This window comes from Streptomyces sp. NPDC002588, from assembly GCF_040295925.1.
Taxonomy (GTDB): Bacteria; Actinomycetota; Actinomycetes; order Streptomycetales; family Streptomycetaceae; genus Streptomyces.
Genome location: NZ_JBEOWF010000012.1, coordinates 26033 through 50733 on the forward strand (window position 1 = coordinate 26033; position 24701 = coordinate 50733).

Here is a 24701-nt window from a genome sequence, read left to right on the forward strand (position 1 = left end):
TTGTCGAGTGCGACGTCAGCGGATTACCACAGCTCTACCCAGTGCGCGCCCCGGCAGACATACCGCTTCCCCAAGAAGAGGGGCAATCAGGATAGACCACCCGCCATCACCCCTCGGCGGAGCATCCCGACATACTTTCCGGCGGGCATACGATCGCAACCGCACATACCGAAGCTTGACGTTTCATCAACCAACCATATAGATTCCATGAACGACCAATGAATCTTGGTCAACGGGGGAAGAGGAATGTGGGGGAACATTCCTTTCTGCACACTTGCCTCACCCCGTGCTTTACGCTTCAATTGCAAAGGAACAGGGGAAATGAAGCGCAGCACGCGTATTTCTGTAATCTCCGGCACGACCGCAGCGATCACTCTCGCACTGGCTCCCATCGCGGAGGCCACTGGAGCAGTTCCATAACCGGCGCCAGCGTCGGCTTCGAGTCCCGGCGCTGGTCGGACGAGCTGTACTCGCAGGTCCTCTTCACCGGCTGCACCACCGACGGCTCGAAGAGCACCGACGCGCAGATGTGGAACGACATCTCGCTCCAGCCGGACGAGTCCTACGACAGCAAGACGTTCACGGCCTGCTTCAACGGCGGCACCAGCAACGGTGAGTGGACCGACCTGCCGTCCGGCATGCGGGACTACTACTTCAAGATCATGAAGATCGGCGGATCCACCTTCGGCCCGCAGCTGACCGTCCGCTCGGTCTCGGTGGACACCACCAAGGCCGACTGACGAACCACCTCCAGAGGGGTGTCCCCGAGGGACACCCCTCTTCGGCCGACAAGTGGCGCGGTGAAACCCCATGAAATTCAGCACGGCCCTGCGAAGCGGTTGCGTACGATGGGCCTCCCCGGTCGTTCTCATATTGACATTCCTTTACTACGCGACAGGGGAAACGGCTCCGCTCTCAAGCTATTACAACTACGCACCCAGCATCGTCGCAGAGCCACTGATGACCCTTTACGCACTGGCTTATACGGTGGCTGCCGCTCTTTCCTGCTGGGAAAGCGGTCGCCTGAAAAGCGCACGAATATGGTCACTGGCCTCGGCGCGTTCCCGCTATCGAATCGCGGCGAATGTCCTGGCTCCTGTGATCGTTCTCTCATGGCTGGTCCTGCTGATTCCGCCCGCGATCTCCCTGGCACGCTCGGCGACCATGCCCAGCATCGACAGCCTCCGGCTGCCGCTCGCCGCAATGGCGCTGTGTGTGGCGCACGCCGTCCTCGGATTCGCCGTGGGCTGCTGGGTACCCCGGGTCATCGGCACTCCGATCCTGGCCGTGGCCGACTGGATCATCGTGGCCTTCACGAGGGCGATGCTGCCGTACTGGCCGCGCCACGTCTCCGGCCAGTACGGCAGCATCGGTTTCGGAGAGGTACCGCGGATGGTCACCGTGGTGGCTCCGCTGCTGCTGGCCGGTGGCGTGGCCGTCGGACTGATGATCCTGTGGGCGCCCTACCTGTGGCGCCCCCTGCGGGTCGTGGTCGCGGCCGCGGTCGCCCTGGGCGGGCTCCTCGGCGCCCACCACACGGCTGCCGGCTGGTCGGCCGCCCCGCCCCTGACCGCCGGGCACGTGGCGATGGAGTGCACGGGCAGCGCGCCCCGCATGTGCGTACCGGAGTTCAACGCCCGCTACCTGCCGAAGGTCCAGCGCGACACCGCCAAGGCCCTGCGTGTACTGCGGGCCGCCGGGGCGACCTCGGCACAGCCCCGGCTCATCACCGACGGCTACGTCGACGGGCGTCTGCAGAAGGGCTCCACGGACAGCGTGTGGCGCATGATGCTGACCCGTCCCGTCCCGCGAGGTGATGCCGTGTACCAGGTCGTGGTGAAGGCCCTGCACTTCCGCTGCAAGCAGGTCGATGTCCGTACCGCCCACTCGGCCTGGCTGTGGGGCGCCGTCAAGACCGGCCAGGAGAAGGCCTATCAGATGCGCCGGGAGCAGGAGGGCCTGGATCCCGTGGCCAAGGAGCTGGAGAAGCAGGTCCGGGCCGATGTCACCCGTGTGCTGGCTGAAACGCAGGCCGAGCAGACGGAGTGGATCAGGCGGACGCTCGACACCTGTGAGGCGCAGAAGTCGTGAAGTGGTGGTTCAAGGCACGCAAGGGGCACATGTTCCTGCCCCTCGCGCTGGCCCTCTTCGCTGCCGGACTGTACGCGGTGCAGGACACCACGGTGCTGCTGCCCTCGATCACCGGCAGTCCACGTGTCGCGCTCTCCCTCTTCGTGCCCGTACCCGTACTCGCCTTCCTGATGGCGATGCTGGAATCCCGGCTGCCGGCGGCCGAGACCTCCGGAGTGCGGTCCATGACACGGCTCGACAACGCCCTCGTCACCTCGGTCATGGCCATGGCAGTACTGTGCAGCCTGGTCGTCGCCGCTCTGCAGGGCGCGGCCGCCCCCACGACCGGAGGGCGCAACGTGCTGTTCCTCACCGGCCTGATGCTGCTCGGACGGGCATGGGCCGGCCAGGCGGCCGTGATGTTCCCGGTGGGATGGCTGGTCACCGTCGTGGTCATCGGCTTCCGGGGAAACGTCCCGCGTTCCTGGACCGTCGTCGCACTCCCCGCGGACGCCCTGTTCCCGGCAGCCGCATCCCTGGCGGTGTTCGCCATCGGCCTCGCCGCCCAGATCCGTTCGTCGAGGAAGACAGCGTGACACTCGAACTCAGCAACTGCACCTACGGTTACCGGCGCTGGAAGCAGCCCGTCCTGCGGGACTTCTCCTACTCCCTGCCGGACGGCCTCACCGTCCTGCTCGGCCCCAACGGGGCCGGCAAGTCCACTCTGCTGAAACTCGCGGCCTCGGTGACCCGGCCGCAGAAGGGGCGGGTCACCCTGGACGACGCGCCGGCGGGCAGTCCGGCGTACCGGCGTGCCGTGGCGTGGATGCCGCAGGACATCGTGCCCATGCCCACGCTCACGGCGCGCGAGTACGTCGCGTACATCGGCTGGCTCAAGGGCATGAACCGTACCGACGCCTGGAAGCAGGCCCGCAAGGCGCTGTTCCGCGTCGACCTGGCCGACAAGACCGACGCCCGGACGAGCGCGCTCTCCGGAGGCCAGCTGCGGCGCGTCGGGGTCGCCGGGGCGCTCGTGCACGGAGCCCGGGTACTGCTGCTGGACGAGCCCACCGCCGGCATGGACCCCTATCAGCGTCGTGTGTTCCGTGACATCCTGCGCGGGCTGACCGGCGACGTGCGCGTGCTGTTGTCCACCCACGACGTCGCCGACCTCGCCGAGGAGGCGGACCACGTCACCGTCATGTACGGGGGGAGCGTCCTGCACCACGGGAACACCGGCACGTTCCTGACCCACACCCCGCCCGGCACCCTGGAGGGACGCGCCGCCGAAGCCGCGTACACCGCCCTGCTGAGAAGCCGGGGTGTCGCGGCCTGACGAGGAGGCGGCGGCGCGGTGCCGCCCGCGCCCGCCGGAGAGCCCCGTGGCGGACCGGCCTGCACAGCGGGTGCCACGGGGCACGAAGAAGCCCGGGTCGTCAGGCGGAGATGCCGTCGATCCGGGCCAAGGCGTCGTCCGCGCCGTACGGCTGCAAGTACGGCAGCCAGCGCGGATCCCTATGGCCCGTGCCGATGATGCGCCAGGCGAGGCCGGAGGGGGGAGCGGGTTTGTGGCGCAGCCGCCAGCCGATCTCGACGAGATGGCGGTCGGCCTTGACGTGGTTGCAGCGACGGCAGGACGCCACGACGTTGTCCCACACGTGTTTGCCCCCGCGACTGCGCGGGATGACGTGGTCGACGCTGGTTGCGACGCCACCGCAGTACATGCACCGGCCCCCGTCCCGCGCGAAGAGCGCCCGACGGGTAAGAGGAACGGGCCCCCGATAGGGAACCCGGACGAATCGCTTGAGCCGGACCACGCTGGGTGCGGGGACTGTGACGGTCGCGCTGTGCATGAAGGCGCCGGATTCCTCGAGGGAGACTGCCTTGTTCTCCAGAACGAGGACGAGCGCGCGGCGGAGCGGTACGACGCCGAGCGGCTCGTACGACGCGTTGAGGACCAGGACATGCGGCACGGATGCCTCCTTGGGCGTCGGCGGCGCGTGGCTCGCGCCGGGACGAACTGCAGTCAGTCTCTCCTCTGGCCTGGTGGACGCGCCACCATGTCCCGGTAACGGGCTGGGAGTGTTTTCGACCACACCCTGATTCATCCCCCGGATCATGGCCGGTTCAAGCGCAGGTGAGGACCGTCTCTCCTTCCCGTATCTGGCCGAAGCACACGCAATGCCCCGTTAGTGTGGTGGTGCTGCCTGTCCGGTGACCTTTTCGTGACCTCTACGACGCCGACCACCACGCCGGAGGCGGACCGCTGCATCTGGAGGTACCTGCCGTGTCCTTGCCCGCCGTCCTACTGGCCGCCGACTCGTCGCCGTCGCCGACTCCCTCGGGGTCGCCGACGGTGGCGGTCCCGTCCCTCCAGGACGCCCAGGAGAGCGCGACGAACGCGGCCAGCTGGGTCGAGCAGAACTGGTCGACCTGGCTCGCGATCGGCCTGAGGGTCCTGCTGATCCTGGTGATCGCGGCGGTGCTGAGAAAGTTCGTGCTGCGCGCGATCACCAAGCTCATCGACCGGATGAACCGCACGGTCGAGACGAACGACGGCACGACGCTGGGCGGTCTGCTGGTCAACGCCGAGCGGCGCCGGCAGCGCTCGCAGGCGATCGGGTCGGTGCTGCGCTCGGTGGCGAGCTTCCTGATCCTCGGGACGGCCGCGCTGATGGCCCTGTCCGCCTTCGAGATCAACCTCGCCCCGCTGCTGGCCTCGGCGGGTGTCGCGGGTGTGGCGATCGGTTTCGGCGCGCGCAACCTGGTCACGGACTTCCTCTCCGGCGTGTTCATGATCCTGGAGGACCAGTACGGGGTGGGCGACCAGATCGACGCGGGGGTGGCCTCCGGCGAGGTCATCGAGGTGGGTCTGCGCGTGACGAAGCTGCGCGGCGACAACGGTGAGATCTGGTACGTCCGCAACGGCGAGGTCAAGCGGATCGGGAACCTCTCGCAGGGCTGGGCGACGGCCGGGGTCGACGTCACCGTGAAGGCGTCCGAGGACCTGGACCGGGTCAAGGCGACGCTGGACGGGGTCGCCGAGAAGATGAGCAAGGAGGAGCCCTGGAACGAGCTCCTGTGGAGCCCGATCGAGGTGCTGGGCCTGGACAGCGTGCTGCTGGACTCGATGGTGGTGCGGGTCTCGGCCAAGACCATGCCGGGAAAGTCGCTCTCCGTCGAGCGGGAGCTGCGCTGGCGCGTCAAGCGTGCCTTCGACGCGGCGGACATCCGCATCGTCGGCGGCGCGACCGCCTCCGCGGCGGAGGACCCGGCCGACCCGACGGCGGCGGTCGCGGCCCCGTCGGCCTTCTCCAACTCGGACTCCCCGCAGGTGGCTGCGGCCACCCCGATCGCTTCGCCTCGGGCGGCGTCGGCACCGGCGCCGAAGTAGCCGGGACGAGGAGGCGCCGCGTTCAGGCGCGGGGTGGGTCCGCGTACCCGCTCGCGTCGCCGGAATGAGTACGTGTACTTACGATCTTCATAGGTATTTCACTCTTCCTCCCCACCTGGCCGCCCCATATCGTCACCTCCATGTCGAGCCCTTGTTCTGGAGCGCAACGCCCAGGGGTTCGGCCGGAGGTGGGGATTGATGAGAAAGCTCGCCATAGGCACCGCCCTGTCCGGTGCCCTGGCTCTGGGGGCTCTGGCCGCACCCGCCGCACAGGCGGCCACGCCGAATCTGACGTTCTCCGATGTGAAGGTCAACAACGGCAAGACGATCGTCGCGGGCACCACCGCCAAGGTGAAGGTGCCCGTGACGTACTCGCTGACCCGCGGGTCCGACGTGGTGATCGACTACACGACGCACTTCGCGGGCGTCGCCCTCTACCGCGGCACCCTGGGGGACCCGGGCAACCTCATAGAACCGGACACCGCGCCGGCCTGCACCACCACGGCCACCACCGACACCACGGTGACCCAGTCGTGCACCGCGACCCTGGTCATCGACCCGTCCGACAGCCTCTTCGAGGCCGCCGACGCCACCACCTGGAAGGCCGCCGGCTTCTACAGCCACGTCGACCAGGACGACGACGACTCCGACGGCCACATCAGCTTCGATTTCGGTTACGACCTGTGGACCACCACCGGGACCGCGAAGATCCAGCGCGCCGCGAAGCTCACCACCGACGCCTCACCCGAACCCGTCAAGAAGGGGAAGACGCTCACCGTCAAGGGCAAGCTGACCCGCGCCAACTGGGACACCGGCACGTACACCGGCTACAAGGGCCAGAAGGTCGCCCTCCAGTTCCGGGCCAAGGGCAGCAGCACCTACACGAACGTCAAGGGGATCACCTCCGGCACCGGCGGCGCCCTGACCACCACCGTGAAGGCGGCCAGGAGCGGCTACTTCCGCTTCGTCTTCACCGGCACCTCCACCACCGGCGCCGCGACGGCCGCCGGGGACTACGTCGCCGTCCAGTAGTACCGGGGCGCCCCGCACGCCCCGCACGTAACACCCACCGCCCTCGAGGTAACGACTGCGTTGCCTCGGGGGCGGTTTCCGTTTTCTTGCCTTGACGCCCCCTTCGTGCCGGGCTTACGTTCCCTCCAGCCGATAGGAAAGTTTCCTAACAGTGGCCGGGAAGTGGACTCGCGTCCTAAGTCACTGGGAAGCTATGCAGTTCAGAGAGGCAGGTGTCGACCCATGGCAGGAACCGCCGGTACGCCGGGCACCCCGCGCGTCCTGCGCGCCATGAACGACCGTGCCGCCCTCGACCTTCTGCTGGCGCACGGCCCCCTGTCCCGCACCCGCATCGGCAAGCTCACCGGCCTGTCCAAGCCGACGGCCTCCCAGCTGCTCGCCCGCCTGGAGGCGGCGGGACTCGTCCTCGCCACCGGCACGACCGAGGGACGGCCGGGACCCAACGCCCAGCTGTACGAGGTCAACCCCGGCGCCGCCTACGCCGCCGGCCTCGACGTCACCCCCGAACGCGTCCTCGCCGCCGTCGCCGACATCACCGGCAAAGCCGTGGGCACGTACGAGGTGGCCACCCCCGGGAGGAGGACCGCGGAGGCCGTCGTACGACAGGTCACCGAGGCCCTCGACGGCGCGGTGAAGGCCGCAGCCCTGACCAGGGACGACGTGCGCAGGCTCGTCGTCGCCACCCCCGGCGCCTTCGACCCCACCACCGGCCGACTGCGCTACGCCTCCCACCTCCCCGGCTGGCACTCGCCCGCGCTGCTCGACGAACTCGCCGCAGCCCTGCCGATGCCGGTCGAGTACGAGAACGACGTCAACCTCGTCGCCGTCGCCGAACAACGGCTCGGCGCGGCCCGGGGCCACGACGACTTCGTCCTGCTGTGGAACGAGGGCGGTCTCGGCGCCGCCCTGGTCCTCGGCGGCCGGCTGCACCGCGGCTGGACCGGCGGCGCGGGAGAGGTGGGTTTCCTGCCGGTTCCCGGCGCGCCGCTGGTGCGACAGGTGACCAAAGCCAACAGTGGCGGCTACCAGGAACTCGCCGGCTCCCAGGCACTCCCCCAGCTCGCCCGGGAGCTCGGCATCGGCGACATCCCTTCGGGGCCGTACGCCGAGGCCGCCGCCGCGCTCGTCGAGCGCGCCGTGGCCGAGGACACGGTCCTGAACCGGCTGCTGCTCCAGACGTACGCGACCCGGCTCGCGACCGGTCTCGCGTCGCTCGTGTCCGTCCTCGACCCCGAACTCGTCGTCCTCAGCGGAGCCTCCCTGACAGCCGGCGGCGAGGTGCTGCGCGCCCTCGTCCAGGCCGAACTGGAGGAACTGGCCGCGTCCCGGCCGAAGCTGGTCGTGGGCGACGTCACCGAACGACCCGTGCTGCGCGGCGCACTGGAGAGCGCGCTCGTGGCCACCCGCGACGAGGTCTTCGACACCTCGCGCTGAACCCTCGCAGTCCTTCCCGCTTCCCTTCATCACCCCGCCCCGCCCCAGGGAGACCCGTCATGTCCTCATCCATGCCCAGAGCTGCCCGAAACACGGCTTTTGCCCTGACTGCTTCCGCCGTTCTGCTCACCGCCGCCTGTACCGGCCAGGCGTCGTCCTCCGGTGCGAGCGACGACGCGTCGAAGGAGCAGACCATCACCTTCTGGCACGCCTGGAGCGCGCCGAACGAGGTGAAGGGCGTCAAGGCGCTGGTCGCCGGCTTCGAGAAGGCCCACCCCAACATCCATGTGAACGTCGTCGGCAACATGACCGACGACAAGATCAACCAGGCGCTGAGGGCCGGCGGCAGCAAGGCTCCCGACGTGATCTCGTCGTTCACCACCAACAACGTCGGCAAGTTCTGCTCCTCCGGCGCCCTGGTCGACCTCAACCCCCTCTTCAAGAAGTCGAAGATCGACCCGAACACCACCTTCCCGAAGGCGATGAACCAGTACACGCAGTACCAGCTCAACCGCTGCGCGGTGCCGCTGCTGGGCGACGCGTACGGCCTCTACTACAACAAGACCGCGTTCGAGAAGGCCGGCATCACCAGCCCGCCGAAGACCTGGACCGAGTTCGAGGCCGACGCCAAGAAGCTGACGATCACTCAGGGCGACTCGTACAAGCGACTCGGTTTCATGCCGGACTACCACGGCTGGGAGACGACGACCGAGCACTACATGGGCCAGTTCTCGCCGACCTACTTCAACAAGTCCGGCGAGTCGACGATCGCCACCGACCCGGCCGTCTCCGACGCCATGACGCTGCAGAAGAAGCTCGTCGACGACCTCGGCGGCTTCAAGAAGCTGGAGAAGTTCCGCTCCGGCCTGGGCGACGAGTGGGGCCCCAAGCACCCCTTCCAGACCGGCCAGGTGGCCATGCAGCTGGACGGTGAGTGGCGCCTCGGGATGGCCATGGACGCCAAGCCCGGCTTCGAGATCGGCGTCGCTCCGCTGCCCGTCGCCGACGACCAGGTGGACCAGTACGGCAAGGGCTACATCACCGGCACCATCGCCGGCATCGCCGCCACCAGCCAGAAGCAGAACGCGGCCTGGGAGTTCGTGAAGTACATCTCCACGGACACCGACGCGGTGGTGAACTTCTCCAACGCCATCCACAACGTGCCCTCGACGCTGGACGCCCTGAAGTCGCCGAAGCTGAAGTACGACCCGCGCTTCAAGACCTTCCTGGACATCGCCGCGAACCCGAACTCGACGACCTCCCCGGCCTCGGTCAACGGCGGCGTCTACCTCACGACCATCCAGCAGCTCGGCTACGACTACGAGAGCGGCAAGCTCACCGACCTGCAGGCGGGCCTGGAGAAGGCGGCCAAGCAGATCGACACGGACATCGCGCAGGCGAAGTGACGATGAGCACCCGTACACCGAGGGCGAAGCGCCGGTCGGCCGGCCTCGCTGCCAAGCAGCGCAAACAGGCGCTTCGCACCCTCGCCTTCCTCTCGCCCTGGCTGATCGGCTTCGCGGTCTTCTTCGCGTACCCGATGATCTCGACGGTCTACTTCTCGTTCATGCACTACGACGGCTTCAAGCCGCCCACCTGGAGCGGAACGAAGAACTGGACGTACGTCTTCCAGTCCTACCCCTTCTTCTGGCCCGCCCTGCGCAACACCCTGTGGCTGGTCGTGATCATGGTGAGCCTGCGCGTCCTGTTCGGACTCGGGATCGGCATGCTCATCACGAAGATCAAGACGGGTACGGGGGTCTTCCGCACCCTCTTCTACCTGCCCTTCCTCGCCCCGCCGGTGGCCGCGACCATGGCGTTCGCGTTCCTCCTCAACCCCGGTACGGGACCGGTCAACTCCATCCTGGAGAAGATCGGCATCCCGGCCCCGGCCTGGTTCAACGACCCGAACTGGTCCAAGCCGGCCCTGACGCTGCTCGCCCTGTGGGGCATCGGCGACCTGATGGTCATCTTCATGGCCGCGCTGCTCGACGTGCCGAAGGAGCAGTACGAGGCGGCGGAGCTGGACGGCGCGACACCCTGGCAGCGGTTCCGGTACGTCACCCTTCCCAACATCTCGCCGATCATCATGTTCGCCGTCGTCACCGGCGTCATCGGCGCGATGCAGTACTACACCCAGCCGCTCGTCGCCGGGAAGGTCGCCTCGGGCGTGATCCAGGGCGCGGGCACCATGTTCGAGCCCGGCTACCCCGAGCACTCCACGCTCACCCTCCCCCAGCTCGTCTACAACCTCGGCTTCCAGCGCTTCGACTACGGCTCCGCCTGCGTCGTCGCCCTGGTCCTGTTCGCCCTGTCGATGGCGTTCACCGCGCTGTTGATGCGGCGCCGGGGCGGTCTCATCCAGGCAGGTGACTGACATGGCCCAAGTACTGGAGCGGCCGGTGGAGTTGAAGGCACCGGCCTCGCCCGCCGAGCGCACGGCCCGCCGCAGGGCGCTGCTGGAGTGGATCGCGATCCACTCCCTGGGCATCGCGGCCGCCCTCTTCTTCACCCTCCCCTTCGTGTTCGTCTTCCTGACCTCCCTGATGAGCGACTCGCAGGCGCTCAGCCGGGACCTGATCCCGCACACCTGGGAGTGGGCCAACTACCGGAAGGTCTTCGACACCCCCGGCTTCCTCACCTGGTGGAAGAACACGCTGATCTACGCGGGACTGGGAACGGTCCTCACCGTCGTGTCCTCCGTCCCCGTGGCGTACGCGCTGGCCAAGTTCCGCTTCCGGGGACGGAACCTGTCGCTCATGCTGGTGATCTCGATGATGATGCTGCCTCCCCAGGTGGTCGTCATCCCGATGTACCTGTTCTGGGCGAAGCAGCTGGGTCTGTCGGGCACACTGTGGCCGATGATCATCCCGCTGGCGTTCGGAGACGCGTTCTCGATCTTCCTGCTCCGTCAGTTCCTGATGACCATCCCCAACGAGTACGTGGACGCGGCGAAGGTGGACGGCTGCGGCGATCTGCGCACCCTGCTGAAGGTCATCCTGCCGATGGCCAGGCCCGGTATCGCCGCCGTCGCCCTCTTCCAGTTCTTCAACGCCTGGAACGACTACTTCGGCCCGCAGATCTACGCCTCGGAGAACCCGGGCGCGTGGACCCTGAGTTACGGCCTGGAGTCCTTCAAGGGCGCCCACCACACGGACTGGAACCTCACCATGGCGGCCACCGTGCTGGTCATGGCACCCGTGATCCTCGTGTTCTTCTTCGCCCAGAAGGCGTTCGTCGAAGGTGTCACCCTCACCGGAGTAAAGGGTTAACAGCGTATGAAACTCACCGTGGTAGGCGGCGGCTCGACCTACACCCCCGAACTGATCGACGGTTTCGCCCGGCTGCGCGACACGCTCCCCCTGGAGGAACTGGTCCTGGTCGACCCGGCGGCCGATCGCCTGGAGCTGGTGGGCGGACTGGCCCGCCGTATCTTCGCCCGGCTGGGCCACCCGGGCCGGATCGTGACCACCTCCGACCTGGACTCGGCCGTCGCCGGCGCCGACGCCGTGCTGCTCCAGCTGCGCGTCGGCGGGCAGGCCGCCCGGCAGCAGGACGAGACCTGGCCGCTGGAGTGCGGCTGCGTCGGGCAGGAGACGACCGGCGCGGGCGGCCTCGCCAAGGCCCTGCGCACGGTCCCGGTGGTCCTGGACATCGCCGAGCGCGTCCGCCGCACCAACCCCGACGCCTGGATCATCGACTTCACCAACCCGGTCGGCATCGTCACCCGCGCCCTGCTCCAGGCCGGCCACAAGGCGGTCGGTCTGTGCAACGTGGCGATCGGCCTGCAGCGGAAGTTCGCGGCCCTGCTGGACGTCTCCCCGTCGGACGTCCACCTCGACCACGTCGGCCTCAACCACCTCACCTGGGAGACGGGCGTACGCCTGGACGGCCCCGAGGGCGACGACGTCCTGCCGGGGCTCCTGGCCGACCACGGCGAGAAGATCGCCGCGGACCTGCGCCTGCCGCTGCCCGTGCTGGACCGGCTGGGCGTGGTCCCCTCCTACTACCTCCGCTACTACTACGCGCACGACGAGGTCGTACGAGAGCTGCGTACGAAGCCGTCGCGGGCGGCCGAAGTGGCGGAGATGGAACGGCAGTTGCTCGAGATGTACGCCGACCCTTCGCTCGACGAGAAGCCGGAGCTGCTCGCCAGGCGCGGCGGCGCCTTCTACTCGGAGGCGGCGGTGGACCTGGCGGCGGCCCTGCTCACCGGCTCCGGCAGCCCCTACCAGGTGGTGAACACGCTCAACCACGGCACGCTCCCCTTCCTCCCCGACGACGCGGTGATCGAGGTCCAGGCGGCGGTGGGCCAGAAGGGCCCCTCCCCCCTCCCGGTGGCCCCGGTGGACCCCCTGTACGCGGGCCTGATGGCGAACGTGACGGCGTACGAGGACCTGGCCCTGGAGGCGGCGCTGCGCGGCGGCCGCGACCGGGTGTTCCGCGCCCTCCTCTCCCACCCCCTGATCGCCCAGTACGAGTACGCCGAACAGCTGACCGACCAGCTGATCGCACACAACCGGGAGCACCTCGCGTGGGCCTGACCGCAAGTGTCCTCGCCATCGACGCGGGCAACAGCAAGACCGACGTGGCGGTGGTGGCGGCCGACGGCGAGGTTCTCGCCACGGCCCGGGGCGGCGGCTTCCGCCCGCCGGCGGTGGGCGTCGAGACGGCGGTGGACGACCTCGCCGAGACCGTCACGCGCGCGTACACGGCCGCGGGCGTCAACGAGGTGACCCACGTCTCCGCCTGTCTGGCCAACGCCGACCTCCCCGTCGAGGAGGAACAGCTGGCGGCCGCGCTGCACGCGCGCGCGTGGGGCAGGTCGGTGGACGTCCGCAACGACACCTTCGCCATCCTGCGCGCGGGTGTCCCCGACCCCCGGGGCGTGGCCGTGGTCTGCGGCGCCGGCATCAACTGCGTCGGCATGCGCCCCGACGGCCGCACCGCCCGCTTCCCGGCCCTGGGCCGCCTCTCCGGCGACTGGGGCGGCGGCTGGGGCCTGGCCGAGGAGGCGATCTGGCACGCGGCACGGGCGGAGGACGGCAGGGGCGGCCCCACGGCGCTGGCCCGCACCTTGCCCGCCCACTTCGGCCTGTCCGGCATGTACGCCCTGATCGAGGCCCTGCACCTGGAACACATCCCGGACCTGCGCCGCCACGAACTCACCCCGGTCCTCTTCGCGACGGCGGCGGACGGCGACCCGGTGGCGAGGGCGATCGTCGACCGGCTGGCGGAGGAGGTGGTGACGATGGCGACGGTGGCCCTGACCCGCCTGGAACTGCTGGAGGAGGAGACTCCGGTGCTGCTGGGAGGCGGGGTCCTGACAGCGGGGCACGAACAGCTGGAGGACGGCGTACGCGAGTTGCTGGCGGCTCGCGCGCCGAAGGCGGTACCGCGGGTGGTGCAGGCCCGCCCCGTGCTGGGGGCGGCGCTCCTGGGCCTGGACAGGCTGGGAGCGGGGGTGGACGTACAGGCCAGGACCCGGGGCTTCTTCGAGGCGTAGGCGCAGGTACCCCGCACCTCACCTCCCGGAACACCCTCCCCCGGGAAGGAACCGAACACCCGCCCACGGCGTATTCATGGGCGGAGGGTGACTGCGATCTGATCAAGATCCAGCCAAGCGGGTTCGCATTGTCACTCCCTCCCGCGATACTTGCGGCGAGACATGACCATGGGGGAGGTCAGAAACGTGGCAAACCCGCCGATGACCAGCACAGCACCACCACCGCCCACACGCCGCACGGCTTTCGCCGAGGGTGTGGACAAGGCCCGCGCCGCCGCGACCACGGAGCCGGGACGGCTCCGTGTGATCGGCGCCGTCCTCGCCCTCCTCGTGGTCGCGTTCGGCGCCGTGACGGCCTGGCAGACGACGGACCGCGCCGCCGCGGCCGACGACGTGCTGAACAAGAGCCAGCCGCTGAGCGCGGCCGCGGCCGACATCTACCGTTCCCTGGCGGACGCCAACACGACCGCCTCCAGCGGCTTCCTGGCCGGCAGCACGGAGACGGCCGAGTCCAGGCAGCGCTACGAAGAGGACATCGACAAGGCCGCGGCCAAGCTGGTCACCGCGGCCAACAGCTCCGACCCCGGCTCCCCCTCCGCCGACGCCATCACCAAGCTGAACAAGCTGCTCCCGGAGTACAAAGGCCTGGTAGAGCAGGCGCGGACGTACAACCGGCAAGGCTTCCCGGTGGGCGGCGCCTACCTGCGGTACGCGAACCAGAAGATGCAGGGCGAGATGCTCCCCGCGGCGCAGGACCTCTACAAGAAGGAGAACCAGCACCTGAAGGACGACTACGCCGAAGCCACGCCCTATCCCTGGGCGGCGATCGCGCTGGGCGTCCTCGCGCTGGCGGCCCTGGCCTGGGCCCAGCACCGCAACTACCGCCGTACGAACCGGGTCCTGAACCACGGCCTGGCCGCCGCGACGGCGTCCGCCACGGTCGTGCTGCTGTGGCTCGTCGTCGGCCACACCGTGGCCCGCGCGGGTCTCAACGACTCGTGGGACAACGGCGTGCGCTCGCTGACCGTGCTGCACGACGCGCGGATCGCCTCCCTCAAGGCGCGCGGCAACGAGAACCTCACACTGGTGGCGCGCGGCGCGGAGACGGTGGAGGTGACGACCCGCGGCAAGAAGGTCGTGGTCGAGAAGTTCGACCACGAATTCACCACCGACATCGACGACCTCGGCAAGGGGCTCGCCCTGGCCGCGAAGCTCGCCGACGACCAGTCGGGCGAGAAACCGGTCACCGCGGCGGAGGAGAGCATGACGGTGTGGAAGAAGCGCCACACCGAAGCCCGCAGGCAGGACGACTACGGCAACTACGAGCAGGCGCTGGCCATGGTGATCGGCGGCAAGGACGCGACCGGCGCGTGCTTCGACAGCGTCGACAAGAACCTGGACCACGCACTCGAGCTCGAGCAGACCGAGTGGCAGCACGCGGCCGGCGGCGGCCGGGACGCGATGACCGGGCTGCCGGTCGGCGCGGCCGTCCTCGCCCTGCTGGCCGCGGCGGGCGCGGTGCTCGGCATCGGCCGCAGGCTGTCGGAGTACCGGTGAGAGGGGGCGTGACGATGCGTGCGCGACGTGTACGGGACGGTCTGAAGGGCTGGGGCGGAGTAGGGGCGATGGCTGCCCTCTGCGCCCTCGCGCTGGCCTTCGTGCTGCTGCTGCCGCTGTCCCAGCCCCGGGGCGGCGACGGCTCGACGGGCCTGACCGGTCCGGGGGTCGCCCAGGGCACCACGGCGGCCGACTCCCACTGCACCGACCCCGAGAAGCAGACGCTCTCGCCGTCGGGCGCGGACGGCGAGACGATCGCCAAGATCAAGGCCCGGCAGGGCGAGAAGCGCAAGCTGATCGTCGGCGTCGACCAGAACAGCTACCGCTGGGGCTACCGCGACCCGAACAACTCCGGGGCGGAGCTCGAGGGCTTCGACATCGACCTGGTGCACCGGATCGCCAAGGACATCCTCGGCGACCCGAAGGCGGTGCTGTTCAAGGCGATCCCCACCGACCAGCGCATCCCGGCCCTCCAGGCGCACCGGGTCGACATGGTCGTGCGCACGATGACGATCACCTGCGACCGTCTCGGCAAAGTCGCGTTCTCCGCACCGTACTTCAAGACCGGACAGCAGGTCCTCGCTCCCCGCTCCTCGACGATCACCGGCTACAACGACACGCTGGCGAACAAAAAGGTCTGCACGGCGGCCAGTTCCACGGCCAACCGCACGATGACCGAGGACCGGGACAAGGGGAGCCCCATTCCCTCCTCCGTCGACATCGTCCCTCCCGTCCCCAACCAGCTCGACTGCCTGGTCCGGCTGCAGCTCGGCGAGGTCGACGCGGTCGTCACCGACGGCGCGCTCGCGGCCAGTCAGGCAGCCCAGGACCCGACCGTCAAACTGATGGGCGCCCCGTTCACGACCGAGTACTACGGCGTGGCGATGAACAAGGACGCCGACGACCTGGTACGCCGGGTCAACCAGATCCTCGTGGACTACCGCGCGAACGGCTGGCAGGAGTCGTACGACACGTGGCTGTCGGCCACACTGGGGCCGGACGCGGACTCGTCGAAGCCGGACGCGCCGCAGTACCTGCGCAAGAACTGACGGACCGGCAGGCAAGGCAGTGCACCGAGCGTGACGACCGACACAGCAGCGGAGAGGTGATCGATGGGCAGCGTCACGGGACCCCCCGGGCCGGTGATGGACCGGGACGAGGTCGACCGTGCGCTGGCGCGGCTCGGCGCGGAGCACGAGGCCATCGAGACCTCCCTCCTCGCCCTGCAGGACCACGCGGGCCGCAGGCTCCTCGAGGGCGCCGAGCTGACCGGTGTCACCAAGGAGCGCTGGGCGACCGCGGAGGCGTCGATCACGCTGCTGTGGGCGTACTTCGACGCGTACACGGACGCGTTGCGCTGCGCGCGGGAGATCCGCTCGCGGCGCCGCTGGTCCAGCCGCGAGGACCTGGTGGAGCTGACGGAACTGCTGCGCGGCGAGTCCGTCACGGTCGCCGGCTCCACCACCGCCACGGCGAACGCGCCCACCCTGTTCGGCACCGGCAGGCTCAGTCAGAGTTTCTCCCTGGCCTCCCTCGTCGACCGGATGAACGAGCTGTACGCCTCGTCGCTGGACATGGTCGTCACCGCCGACGCGGTGTGGTCGGCGCTGCCCGCGCGGATCGATTTACTGGCCGCGGAGCTCCAGCGCACCCGTCGGCTCGCGCACTCCGTGGGTGTGCGCCCCGGCGAGCACCCGGCGGGCGACGACCTGGAGCGCATCACCCACACGCTGACGCGGCTGCGCGAGGAGGTGGTCTCGGACCCGCTGGCGTACTGGGTTCCCGCGCAGGGCAGTTCGGCGCCCGGCGGCGGTCGCCCGGACACCACGGTCTACGACCGTGAGGCGCGCGCCCTGGAGGACGTACGGCGGGAGATCGACGCCGTGCTGACGGTCCGTCAGGACGCCGAGCAGCGGCTCGTGAAGCTGCGGGACGTCCTCAGCCGCGCCGACCGTACGCTCGCCGAGGCGCGCACCGCGCGCGGTGAGGTGCTCGCGAAGATCGCGGCGACGGAGGTGCCGGTGGTCAGCGGTCCGCCGACCGTGCTGCAGGAGCAGCTGGCGACGGCCGCCGAGTACCGGCGGCACGCGCAGTGGCACCGGCTGTCCCCGCTCCTTGAGTCCCTGGAGCGCAAGGCGGAGGACGAACTGCTGCGCGCCCGCGAGTCGCTCACGGCGGTGACCGCGCCGCTCGCGGTCCGCGCGGAGCTGCGCGGCCGGCTCGACGCCTACAAGGCCAAGGTGGCCCGGCACGGGCTCGCCGAGGACCCGTTCCTCATCGAACGCTACGACGCGGCGCGCCGCATGCTGTGGAGCGCGCCCTGCGATCTGCGCGTCGCCGAACAGGCCGTCCTGCGCTACCAGCGGGCGGCCGCCGAACAGCTGGCCGCCCCGCGCGCGACGGAGCAGGGCTCGGAGCCGAGCGGCGGACCTCAGGACCACAGGGGGGAGCAGTAGCCATGAGTCAGGCAGGGCAGACGTGTCAGCGGCCGGGCTGCGAGGGGTCGTACGAGGACGTGGGCGGCGGCGAGCTGTACTGCGACACCTGCGGGCTCGCCCCGGTGGTGTCGGCCGTGGGTCCCGCCTCCGGGGGAGGCCTGGTCGGCTCGCCGGGCAGCGGCAGCACGCCCGCCAGCTCCCGCAGCTCGCGTACGTCGTCGCAGTCGGCGAAGTCGCGGCGCTCGGTGTCGGGACGGCTCTCGCGCTCCGTGTCGGGCAAGTCGACGGGCCGCTCGGTGTCGGTGCGCAGCTCCGGCTCCTCGGCGGGCTCCTCCGGGCGGGCCCGGCTCGGGGTCGGCCTGGTCTCGGTGCCGCAGGTGCCGCGCCCCGACCCGCGCGCGATGGTCCTGGAGAACCCCGAGGTGCCCGAGCGCAAGCGGTACTGCTCGCGCTCGGACTGCGGCGCGCCGGTGGGCCGCGCGCGCGGTGAGCACGCCGGGCGCACCGAGGGCTTCTGCACCAAGTGCGGCCACCCGTACTCCTTCGTGCCGAAGCTGAAGGCCGGGGACGTCGTGCACGGCCAGTACGAGGTCGTGGGCTGCCTCGCGCACGGCGGCCTGGGCTGGATCTACCTGGCGGTGGACCGCGCGGTCTCGGACCGCTGGGTGGTCCTCAAGGGCCTCCTCGACACCGGCGACCAGGACGCGATGGAGGCCGCGATCTCCGAGCGGCGCTTCCTCGCGGAGATCGAGCACGCCAACATCGTGCGGATCTACAACTTCGTGGAGCACCTCGACCAGCGGACCGGCTCGCTCGACGGCTACATCGTCATGGAGTACGTCGGCGGAAAGTCCCTCAAGGAGATCGCCAACGAGCGCCGCACGTCCGGCGGCAAGCGGGATCCGCTGCCGGTGGAGCAGGCCTGCGCGTACGGCATCGAGGCCCTGGAGGCCCTCGGCCATCTCCACAGCCGCAACCTCCTCTACTGCGACTTCAAGGTCGACAACGCGATCCAGACCGAGGACCAGCTCAAGCTGATCGACATGGGCGCGGTGCGCAGGATGGACGACGACGAGTCGGCCATCTACGGCACGGTCGGCTACCAGGCGCCGGAGGTCGCGGACGTCGGCCCGTCGGTGGCGAGCGACCTCTACACGGTCGGCCGCACACTCGCGGTCCTGACCTTCGATTTCCAGGGCTACACGACGGTCTTCGTCGATTCCCTCCCCGACCCCGACAACATCGAGGTCTTCCGCCAGTACGAGTCGTTCTACCGGCTGCTGGTCCGCGCCACCGACCCCGACCCGGCCCGCCGGTTCGCCTCCGCGCAGGAGATGGCCGAGCAGCTCACGGGCGTGCTGCGGGAGGTCGTCTCGCTGCAGAGCGGCCGGGCGCGGCCGGCCCTGTCGACGCTGTTCGGGCCCGAGGTGAAGGTCACGGACACGGAGCTGTTCCCGAAACTGGACGGCGAGGTGTCGCGGCTCGGCGCACGGGTCACCAAGTCCCGCCCCGGCAACGGGAGTTCCACGCCCACGACCGCCGTCCAGACCGCCGCCCCGGCTCCCGGCCTGGTGAGAACCGTCCCCGCGCCCGCCGCCGGGCTCGCGCTGCCCGTCCCGCACGTGGATCCCACCGACCCCAACGCCGGTTTCCTCGCGGGCCTGATGACCTCGGCGCCCGGGGAGCTGATCACGGCTCTCGCCGCCGCGCCCGCGCCGTCCGTGGAGACCCGGCTGCGGCAGATCCGCGGCCGGCTGGAGAACGGCGACCATCAGGCCGCCCTCGCATCGCTGGCGAAGCTGGAGGAGGAACGGCCCGACGACTGGCGGGTCGTCTGGTACAGAGGCGTGGTCTCCCTGGTCACCGGCGACCACGAGGGCGCCGCGCTGGCCTTCGACGCGATCTACGACGCCTTCCCGGGCGAGCCGGCGCCCAAGCTGGCGCTCGGTCTGTGCGCGGAGCTGCTGGGCCAGTTGGACAACGCGGCCGAGTACTACCGCCTGGTCTGGTCGACCGACCCGAGTTACGTGAGCACCGCGTTCGGGCTGGCGCGCGTGCAGCTCGCCGCCGGGGACCGCCGTAGCGCCGTACGCACGCTCGAATCGGTGACGGAGGCGTCCATCCACTACACCGCCGCGCGGGTGGCGGCGGTGCGGGCACGGCTCCGGCAGCGGACCGGGGCCGCCGCCGACGTACCCTTCGAGGAGGACCTCATCGCGGCGGCGGCGCAGGTCGAGGCGCTGGAGGCGTACGGCCTCGACCCCACGCGGCGGGAGCAGTTGTCCGCGGAAGTCCTCGGCTGCGCGCTGGACTGGATACTCTCCGGTGGCCAGGGCGCCTCCGAGGACGCCCGGCGGCCACTGCTCGGCAGCCGGCTGGACGAGCGGGGGCTCCGCTTCGGCCTGGAGCGCTCGTACCGCACGCTGGCCCGGCTGGCGACCGGCGGTGAGGAGAGGATCGACCTGGTGGAACGTGCCAACCGTTACCGCCCCCGGACGTGGGTGTAGTTGATGTCCCAGATGCCCCGGCAGGCCGCCCTGCCGACGTGTCCGAGCTGCGCGGAGCCGCTCGACACGGGTGACCGTTTCTGCGGTGCGTGCGGATACGACCTGTCGGTCGTACCGCCCCACCCCGACGACCACCCGACCCTCACCATGAACGGATCACCGGTGCCGCTTCCGCCACCGGGGGCGGGCGCTCCGGTACCCCTGCCGGGCGCCGAGGCCGGCGCGACACCGCCGCCCCCACACCTGGACCCGCCGCCGCCCGGCCACCCGGGCGCCCCGCTGCCGCCGCCCCCGCACGTCGGCGGCCCGGGGACTCCCGAGTCCCCCGTCCCCGGCGTCCGGTTCGACCGGCCCGCCGAACCCGAGGAGTATCCGTTGCAGGCGCCGGACCCCCGGGTGGCCGCGGAGGCCGCCGCCGTCGCCGAGAACTCCAAGGTGTGCGTGGCGTGCCGCGCGGGGCGCGTCGACGACGACGGGTACTGCGAGAACTGCGGCCACGCCCAGCCTCGCGAACGCGACCACATGGAGCTGGAGTCGGGACCGCTGGCCGCCGTCAGCGACCGCGGTCTGCGCCACCACCGCAACGAGGACGCGTTCGGGCTCGGCCACACCGTCCTGCCCGACGGCTCCCCCGCGCTCGTCGCCATCGTCTGCGACGGCGTCTCCTCGGCGACCCGCCCCGACGACGCCTCCATGGCCGCGTCGAAGGCCGCGAGCGAAGCACTGCTGGCCGCCCTGCCCCAGGGCACCCACCCGCAGCAGGCGATGCACGAGGCGATCGTCGCCGCCTCGCACGCGGTCAACGCGCTGGCCGCCGAGCCCGCCACGGCCCGCGAGCACGCCCCCCACCAGAACGCCCCGGCCTGCACCCTGGTCGGCGCCGTCGTCACCGCCGGCCTGCTGGTCGTCGGCTGGGTCGGCGACAGCCGCGCCTACTGGGTCCCCGCCGACCGCACCTCACCCCCCGCCCGGCTCACCGAGGACGACTCCTGGGCCGCCCAGATGGTCGCCGCGGGCCTGATGAGCGAGGCGGAGGCCTACGCAGACGAGCGCGCCCACGCGATCACCGGCTGGCTCGGCGCGGACGCCTACGAACTGGAGCCGCACACCGCCTCCTTCAAGCCGGACCGGCCGGGTGCGGTCGTGGTGTGCACCGACGGCCTGTGGAACTACGCGGAGGCGGCCGAGGAGATGGCCGAGGTCGTCCCCCGCGACGCCGCCGTACGGCCGCTGCACGGCGCCCAGGTCCTCGTCGGGCACGCCCTGGACGGCGGGGGCCACGACAACGTAACAGTGGCCGTCCTGCCGTTCCCCGCGCCGCCGCAGGGGGCAGGATCGGCCTGAGGCCACCAACGGCTTGTGCCGATATGCGGCTCCACCGCGTGGCAGTCGTACGGACCGGAGGGGACCGGTCCGTAACCGGAATTCACCCTGTGAACACGGGGTTTTCGAGGGGGATCTGAGCAGCCATGGCCAATTTCTCGAAGTCGAACGTGCCGCAGTTCTCGGTGGACGTCTACCAGAACGAGTACCTGCCGGAGGGCGGCCGCGAGGTCAACGCGATCGTCACGGTCACCTCGACCGGCGGCGGCACGGTCGGCAGCGCGGTCTCGTCACCGCACCTGTACTCGCCCGGCGCGGGCCCGTCCGCCGCCGTGGCGATCATGGTGGACTGTTCCGGCTCGATGGACTACCCGCCGGCCAAGATGCGCAACGCCCGTGACGCCACGGCCGCCGCCATCGACACCCTGCGTGACGGGGTGCACTTCGCGGTGGTCGGCGGCACGCACGTCGCCAAGGAGGTCTACCCCGGCGGCGGCCGCCTCGCCGTCGCCGACCGCACCACCCGCGAGCAGGCCAAGCAGGCCCTGCGCCGGCTCAGCGCCGGCGGCGGCACCGCGATCGGCACCTGGCTGCGGCTCGCCGACCGGCTGCTGTCCTCCGCCGAGGTCGCCATCCGGCACGGCATCCTCCTCACCGACGGCCGCAACGAGCACGAGTCGCCGAGCGACCTCAAGGCCGCCCTCGACGACTGCGCGGGCCGGTTCACCTGTGACGCCCGCGGTGTGGGCACCGACTGGGAAGTGAAAGAAGTCACAGGAATCGCCTCCGCACTGCTCGGCACAGCCGACATCGTCGCCGACCCGACCGGTCTCGCCGCCGACTTCACACAGATGATGGAGACGGCGATGGGCAAGGAGGTCGCGGACGTGGCGCTGCGCCTGTGGACCCCCGTCGGCACCACCATCAAGTTCGTCAAGCAGGTCGCGCCGACGGTCGAGGAACTCACCGACCGCCGCACGGAGGCGGGCCCGCGCGCCGGCGACTACCCCACCGGCTCCTGGGGCGACGAGTCCCGCGACTACCACGTGTGCGTCGAGGTCCCGGCGGCCGAGGTGGGCCGGGAGATGCTGGCGGCCAGGGTCTCGCTGGTCGTCCCGAAGCCGGACGGCGAGGCGCAGCCCCTGGCGGCCGCCCCGGGCCTGGTCAGGGCCGTGTGGACGGACGACATGGCCGCGTCCACCTCCATCAACCCGCAGGTCGCGCACTACACCGGACAGGCGGAACTGGCGCAGGTCATCCAGCAGGGGCTGGACCTGCGCAAAGCGGGGGACATGGACGGGGCGACGGCCAAACTGGGCCGGGCCGTGCAGCTCGCGAGCGTCTCGGGGAACGCGGATACTGCGAAACTGCTTGCGAAGGTGGTGGACGTGGTCGACGCCACGACAGGTACTGTGCGACTGAAGGCGAAGGTCGCGGAGGCCGACGAGATGACCCTCGAGACCCGGTCCACAAAGACTGTTCGTGTAAAGAAGTGACGTACTAGCACGTACCTGAAGGAGAGGGGGACGCGCCGACATGCCGACCTGCCCGAACGGACACCAGTCGGGTTCCGACGACTGGTGCGAGGTCTGCGGTCACCGCATGGCCGGTGCCGTACCTCCGCCCCCGCCGCCGCCCCCCACCGCCGGCGGCTATGGCTTCCCACCCCCGCAGGGCACCCAGCCCGACCCTCCCGGGGGCCGTCCCGGCGGGCGGGGCCACCTGTCCGCCGTGCCGAACCACGAGCCCGAGCTCTGCCCGCAGTGCCGCACGCCCCGCGAGGGCGGTGCGCCGTTCTGCGAGGAGTGCCGGTGGAACTTCCTCACCAACACGGCGACCTCCTACACCCCGGCCGCCCCACGCCCCCCGGCCTCCCCCGGTGGCCCTGGCGGTCAGGGCGGGCGCTTCCAGCCACCGCCGCCGTCCTACGGCGGCACCGACTCCTTCGACTACCAGAGCTCCCGGCCGTCGCAGGTGAACCGCCCCGCCGAGCCGATCCCCCCGTTCGGCTCGGACCCCTCGGGACCCGGTGGCGCGTCGCCGTTCGGTCGTGAGCCGTCCGGGCCGCCCGGCGCCTTCGGCGGACGCGAGCCGTCGGGGCCCGGCAGCACGAGCGGGGGCCCGGGAGCTTTCGGTCGCGAGCCGTCGGGGCCCGGCAGCACGAGCGGGGGCCCGGGAGCTTTCGGTCGCGAGCCGTCGGGGCCCGGCAGCACGAGCGGAGGCCCGGGGGCGTTCGGTCGCGAGCCGTCGGGGCCGCCGCCGGGTGCGCCCGGCGGGCCTGGTGGCGGCTTCGGGCAGGAGCCCGGGGGCGGCTTCGGACGGGAATCCGGTGACGGCTTCGGGCGGGAGCCCGGGGGCGGCTTCGGACGGGAGCCCGGTGGGCAGCAGGGCGGCGGTCCGGGTGGTCGCCCGCCCGCGGACCCGTTCGGCCGTGAGCCGTCCTCCGACCCGTTCGGCCGTGAGCCGTCCGGTCCGTCGTCCCCCGACCCCTTCCGGCGCGACCCCGCCGGTCCGCCCTCGGACCCCTTCGGACGTGAGCCGTCCGGTCCGCCCTCCGACCCCTTCCGGCGCGATCCCGCCGACCCCTTCGGCCGCGAGCCCTCCTCCGGGCCCGGCCAGCAGGGGCCGGGCGGCCCGTCGGGTCCTGGTGGTCCGGGCGGTTTCGGTGCCGACCCCTCGCGGCCGGTTCCGCCGCCGCCGGGGCAGAACAGGCCCGGTGGTCCCGGCGGCCCCGGGATGCCGCAGGCCCCACAGGCCTTCCAGCCCTCCGGTCCGCCGGCCCCGCCCGGGTTCCCGCAGGAGACGGGCCGCCCGCAGCCCGGCGGTGGCGGCTTCGGCGGTGGCGACGACGACTGGGTGATCTCCCCGCCGTCGCACACCGGCCAGGGCCACGGCTCCTCCCCTCAGGGCGGCTACGGCTACCCGCAGCCCGGTGCCCCACAGCAGGGCGGCTACGGCTATCCGCAGCCCGGTTCCACGCAGGCGCCCCCGCCCGGTCCGGCGTTCCCGCAGGCGCCGGCGACCTGGACGGCGACGATCGGCCCGGACCGCGCGTACTTCATGGCGATGATGCAGCGCTCGGGCCCGGAGGCCACGGGGCTCAACCTCCCCGCGTACTCGCCCGAGCAGCAGCGCACCCTCACCGGCAACCAGGTCACCATCGGCCGCCGCCGGCACTCCACCGGCGAGACCCCCGACATAGACCTGTCGGTGCCGCCGGAGGACCCGGGTGTCTCGCACCAGCACGCGGTCCTGGTCCAGCAGCCCGACGGCAGCTGGGCGGTCGTCGACCAGAACTCGACGAACGGCACGACGGTCAACAACGGCGAGGAGCCGATCCAGCCCTTCGTCCCGGTACCGCTGCAGGACGGCGACCGGGTGCACGTGGGCGCCTGGACGACGATCACCATCCGGCGGGGCTGACCCGGCGGGGGCGCTCC

At 70.8% G+C, this 24701-nt stretch carries 22 protein-coding genes; 19 read left to right on the forward strand and 3 right to left on the reverse strand.

All coding sequences use genetic code 11. From position 1 onward, the window contains the following. Window positions 1-86 precede the first annotated feature (86 nt). A complete protein-coding gene (locus tag ABT057_RS15595) occupies window positions 87-374 on the reverse strand; it encodes a hypothetical protein (protein ID WP_352343473.1) in 288 nt (95 codons plus the stop codon). Between the two features lie 153 nt (window positions 375-527). On the opposite strand from ABT057_RS15595, the gene ABT057_RS15600 reads away from it, so the two are divergent. From ABT057_RS15600 to ABT057_RS15615, 4 genes are all read left to right on the forward strand, one after another. Next, window positions 528-740: a hypothetical protein gene (locus ABT057_RS15600; RefSeq protein WP_352343474.1), complete on the forward strand. Its 213-nt coding sequence runs from the start codon at window positions 528-530 to the stop codon at window positions 738-740. Between the two features lie 358 nt (window positions 741-1098). Beyond that, entirely contained in the window at window positions 1099-2091 is a 993-nt protein-coding gene (locus ABT057_RS15605) for a hypothetical protein (RefSeq protein WP_352343475.1), read from the forward strand. Further along, window positions 2088-2666, forward strand: a complete 579-nt coding sequence (locus tag ABT057_RS15610; RefSeq protein ID WP_352343476.1) for a hypothetical protein — start codon at window positions 2088-2090, stop codon at window positions 2664-2666. Before ABT057_RS15605 ends, ABT057_RS15610 begins: the two co-directional genes overlap by 4 nt. Then, a complete protein-coding gene (locus tag ABT057_RS15615) occupies window positions 2663-3406 on the forward strand; it encodes an ATP-binding cassette domain-containing protein (protein ID WP_352343478.1) in 744 nt (247 codons plus the stop codon). The genes ABT057_RS15610 and ABT057_RS15615 overlap by 4 nt, the downstream gene beginning before the upstream one ends. 100 nt (window positions 3407-3506) lie before the next feature. On the opposite strand, the gene ABT057_RS15620 is transcribed toward ABT057_RS15615, so the two are convergent. Beyond that, window positions 3507-4043, reverse strand: coding sequence for an HNH endonuclease (locus tag ABT057_RS15620; protein WP_352343479.1), 537 nt, complete (start codon window positions 4041-4043; stop codon window positions 3507-3509). A gap of 314 nt (window positions 4044-4357) precedes the next feature. On the opposite strand from ABT057_RS15620, the gene ABT057_RS15625 reads away from it, so the two are divergent. The 11 genes from ABT057_RS15625 (at window position 4358) to ABT057_RS15675 (ending at window position 17449) form a co-directional block, all read left to right on the forward strand. Continuing rightward, complete coding sequence (locus ABT057_RS15625; RefSeq protein WP_352343480.1) at window positions 4358-5464, forward strand: mechanosensitive ion channel family protein; 1107 nt, start codon at window positions 4358-4360, stop codon at window positions 5462-5464. Between the two features lie 198 nt (window positions 5465-5662). Further along, the gene (locus ABT057_RS15630) at window positions 5663-6496 is read left to right on the forward strand and encodes a hypothetical protein (protein WP_352343482.1); all 834 of its coding nucleotides are present in this window, start codon (window positions 5663-5665) and stop codon (window positions 6494-6496) included. Between the two features lie 222 nt (window positions 6497-6718). Continuing rightward, on the forward strand, window positions 6719-7930 hold the full coding sequence (locus ABT057_RS15635) for an ROK family transcriptional regulator (protein WP_352343484.1): 1212 nt from the start codon (window positions 6719-6721) through the stop codon (window positions 7928-7930). 59 nt (window positions 7931-7989) lie between these two features. Continuing rightward, entirely contained in the window at window positions 7990-9336 is a 1347-nt protein-coding gene (locus ABT057_RS15640; protein ID WP_502973914.1) for an ABC transporter substrate-binding protein, read from the forward strand. A 2-nt stretch (window positions 9337-9338) separates the two neighbouring features. Continuing rightward, complete coding sequence (locus ABT057_RS15645; RefSeq protein WP_352343485.1) at window positions 9339-10307, forward strand: carbohydrate ABC transporter permease; 969 nt, start codon at window positions 9339-9341, stop codon at window positions 10305-10307. Between the two features lies 1 nt (window position 10308). Further along, entirely contained in the window at window positions 10309-11202 is an 894-nt protein-coding gene (locus tag ABT057_RS15650; protein ID WP_352343486.1) for a carbohydrate ABC transporter permease, read from the forward strand. Between the two features lie 6 nt (window positions 11203-11208). Next, window positions 11209-12474, forward strand: a complete 1266-nt coding sequence (locus ABT057_RS15655) for a 6-phospho-beta-glucosidase (RefSeq protein WP_352343487.1) — start codon at window positions 11209-11211, stop codon at window positions 12472-12474. Next, window positions 12465-13436: an N-acetylglucosamine kinase gene (locus ABT057_RS15660; protein ID WP_352343489.1), complete on the forward strand. Its 972-nt coding sequence runs from the start codon at window positions 12465-12467 to the stop codon at window positions 13434-13436. Before ABT057_RS15655 ends, ABT057_RS15660 begins: the two co-directional genes overlap by 10 nt. A gap of 168 nt (window positions 13437-13604) precedes the next feature. Further along, window positions 13605-14993: a GlnX family signal transduction membrane protein gene (locus ABT057_RS15665; RefSeq protein WP_502973915.1), complete on the forward strand. Its 1389-nt coding sequence runs from the start codon at window positions 13605-13607 to the stop codon at window positions 14991-14993. Window positions 14994-15007: 14 nt separating this feature from the next. Beyond that, complete coding sequence (locus tag ABT057_RS15670; RefSeq protein ID WP_352343491.1) at window positions 15008-16042, forward strand: glutamate ABC transporter substrate-binding protein; 1035 nt, start codon at window positions 15008-15010, stop codon at window positions 16040-16042. A 63-nt stretch (window positions 16043-16105) separates the two neighbouring features. Further along, window positions 16106-17449 carry a hypothetical protein gene (locus tag ABT057_RS15675; RefSeq protein ID WP_352343492.1) on the forward strand — a complete coding sequence of 448 codons (1344 nt, stop codon included), beginning with the start codon at window positions 16106-16108 and terminating at the stop codon, window positions 17447-17449. A gap of 25 nt (window positions 17450-17474) precedes the next feature. Here ABT057_RS15675 and ABT057_RS49190 read toward each other — a convergent pair whose 3' ends face one another. Beyond that, window positions 17475-17711: a hypothetical protein gene (locus ABT057_RS49190; RefSeq protein ID WP_502973916.1), complete on the reverse strand. Its 237-nt coding sequence runs from the start codon at window positions 17709-17711 to the stop codon at window positions 17475-17477. Between ABT057_RS49190 and ABT057_RS15680 the strand changes: the two genes are divergently transcribed. From ABT057_RS15680 to ABT057_RS15695, 4 genes are all read left to right on the forward strand, one after another. Continuing rightward, entirely contained in the window at window positions 17701-19938 is a 2238-nt protein-coding gene (locus ABT057_RS15680; RefSeq protein WP_502973917.1) for a serine/threonine-protein kinase, read from the forward strand. The genes ABT057_RS49190 and ABT057_RS15680 overlap by 11 nt on opposite strands. 3 nt (window positions 19939-19941) lie before the next feature. After that, window positions 19942-21282, forward strand: coding sequence for a PP2C family protein-serine/threonine phosphatase (locus ABT057_RS15685; RefSeq protein WP_352343495.1), 1341 nt, complete (start codon window positions 19942-19944; stop codon window positions 21280-21282). A 125-nt stretch (window positions 21283-21407) separates the two neighbouring features. Continuing rightward, window positions 21408-22757 carry a vWA domain-containing protein gene (locus ABT057_RS15690; protein WP_352343496.1) on the forward strand — a complete coding sequence of 450 codons (1350 nt, stop codon included), beginning with the start codon at window positions 21408-21410 and terminating at the stop codon, window positions 22755-22757. Window positions 22758-22797: 40 nt separating this feature from the next. Beyond that, window positions 22798-24684 carry an FHA domain-containing protein gene (locus ABT057_RS15695; RefSeq protein ID WP_352343497.1) on the forward strand — a complete coding sequence of 629 codons (1887 nt, stop codon included), beginning with the start codon at window positions 22798-22800 and terminating at the stop codon, window positions 24682-24684. The last annotated feature ends 17 nt before the right edge of the window (window positions 24685-24701 follow it).

Coding starts and splice junctions, on each gene's coding strand:
- ABT057_RS15690 (WP_352343496.1), top strand. CDS start 21,408: ATGGCCAATTTCTCGAAGTCGAACGTGCCGCAGTTCTCGGTGGACGTC.
- ABT057_RS15645 (WP_352343485.1), top strand. CDS start 9,339: ATGAGCACCCGTACACCGAGGGCGAAGCGCCGGTCGGCCGGCCTCGCT.
- ABT057_RS15600 (WP_352343474.1), top strand. CDS start 528: ATGTGGAACGACATCTCGCTCCAGCCGGACGAGTCCTACGACAGCAAG.
- ABT057_RS15695 (WP_352343497.1), top strand. CDS start 22,798: ATGCCGACCTGCCCGAACGGACACCAGTCGGGTTCCGACGACTGGTGC.
- ABT057_RS15640 (WP_502973914.1), top strand. CDS start 7,990: ATGTCCTCATCCATGCCCAGAGCTGCCCGAAACACGGCTTTTGCCCTG.
- ABT057_RS15665 (WP_502973915.1), top strand. CDS start 13,605: ATGGGGGAGGTCAGAAACGTGGCAAACCCGCCGATGACCAGCACAGCA.
- ABT057_RS15650 (WP_352343486.1), top strand. CDS start 10,309: ATGGCCCAAGTACTGGAGCGGCCGGTGGAGTTGAAGGCACCGGCCTCG.
- ABT057_RS15670 (WP_352343491.1), top strand. CDS start 15,008: ATGCGTGCGCGACGTGTACGGGACGGTCTGAAGGGCTGGGGCGGAGTA.
- ABT057_RS15675 (WP_352343492.1), top strand. CDS start 16,106: ATGGGCAGCGTCACGGGACCCCCCGGGCCGGTGATGGACCGGGACGAG.
- ABT057_RS15630 (WP_352343482.1), top strand. CDS start 5,663: ATGAGAAAGCTCGCCATAGGCACCGCCCTGTCCGGTGCCCTGGCTCTG.
- ABT057_RS15655 (WP_352343487.1), top strand. CDS start 11,209: ATGAAACTCACCGTGGTAGGCGGCGGCTCGACCTACACCCCCGAACTG.
- ABT057_RS15685 (WP_352343495.1), top strand. CDS start 19,942: ATGTCCCAGATGCCCCGGCAGGCCGCCCTGCCGACGTGTCCGAGCTGC.
- ABT057_RS15635 (WP_352343484.1), top strand. CDS start 6,719: ATGGCAGGAACCGCCGGTACGCCGGGCACCCCGCGCGTCCTGCGCGCC.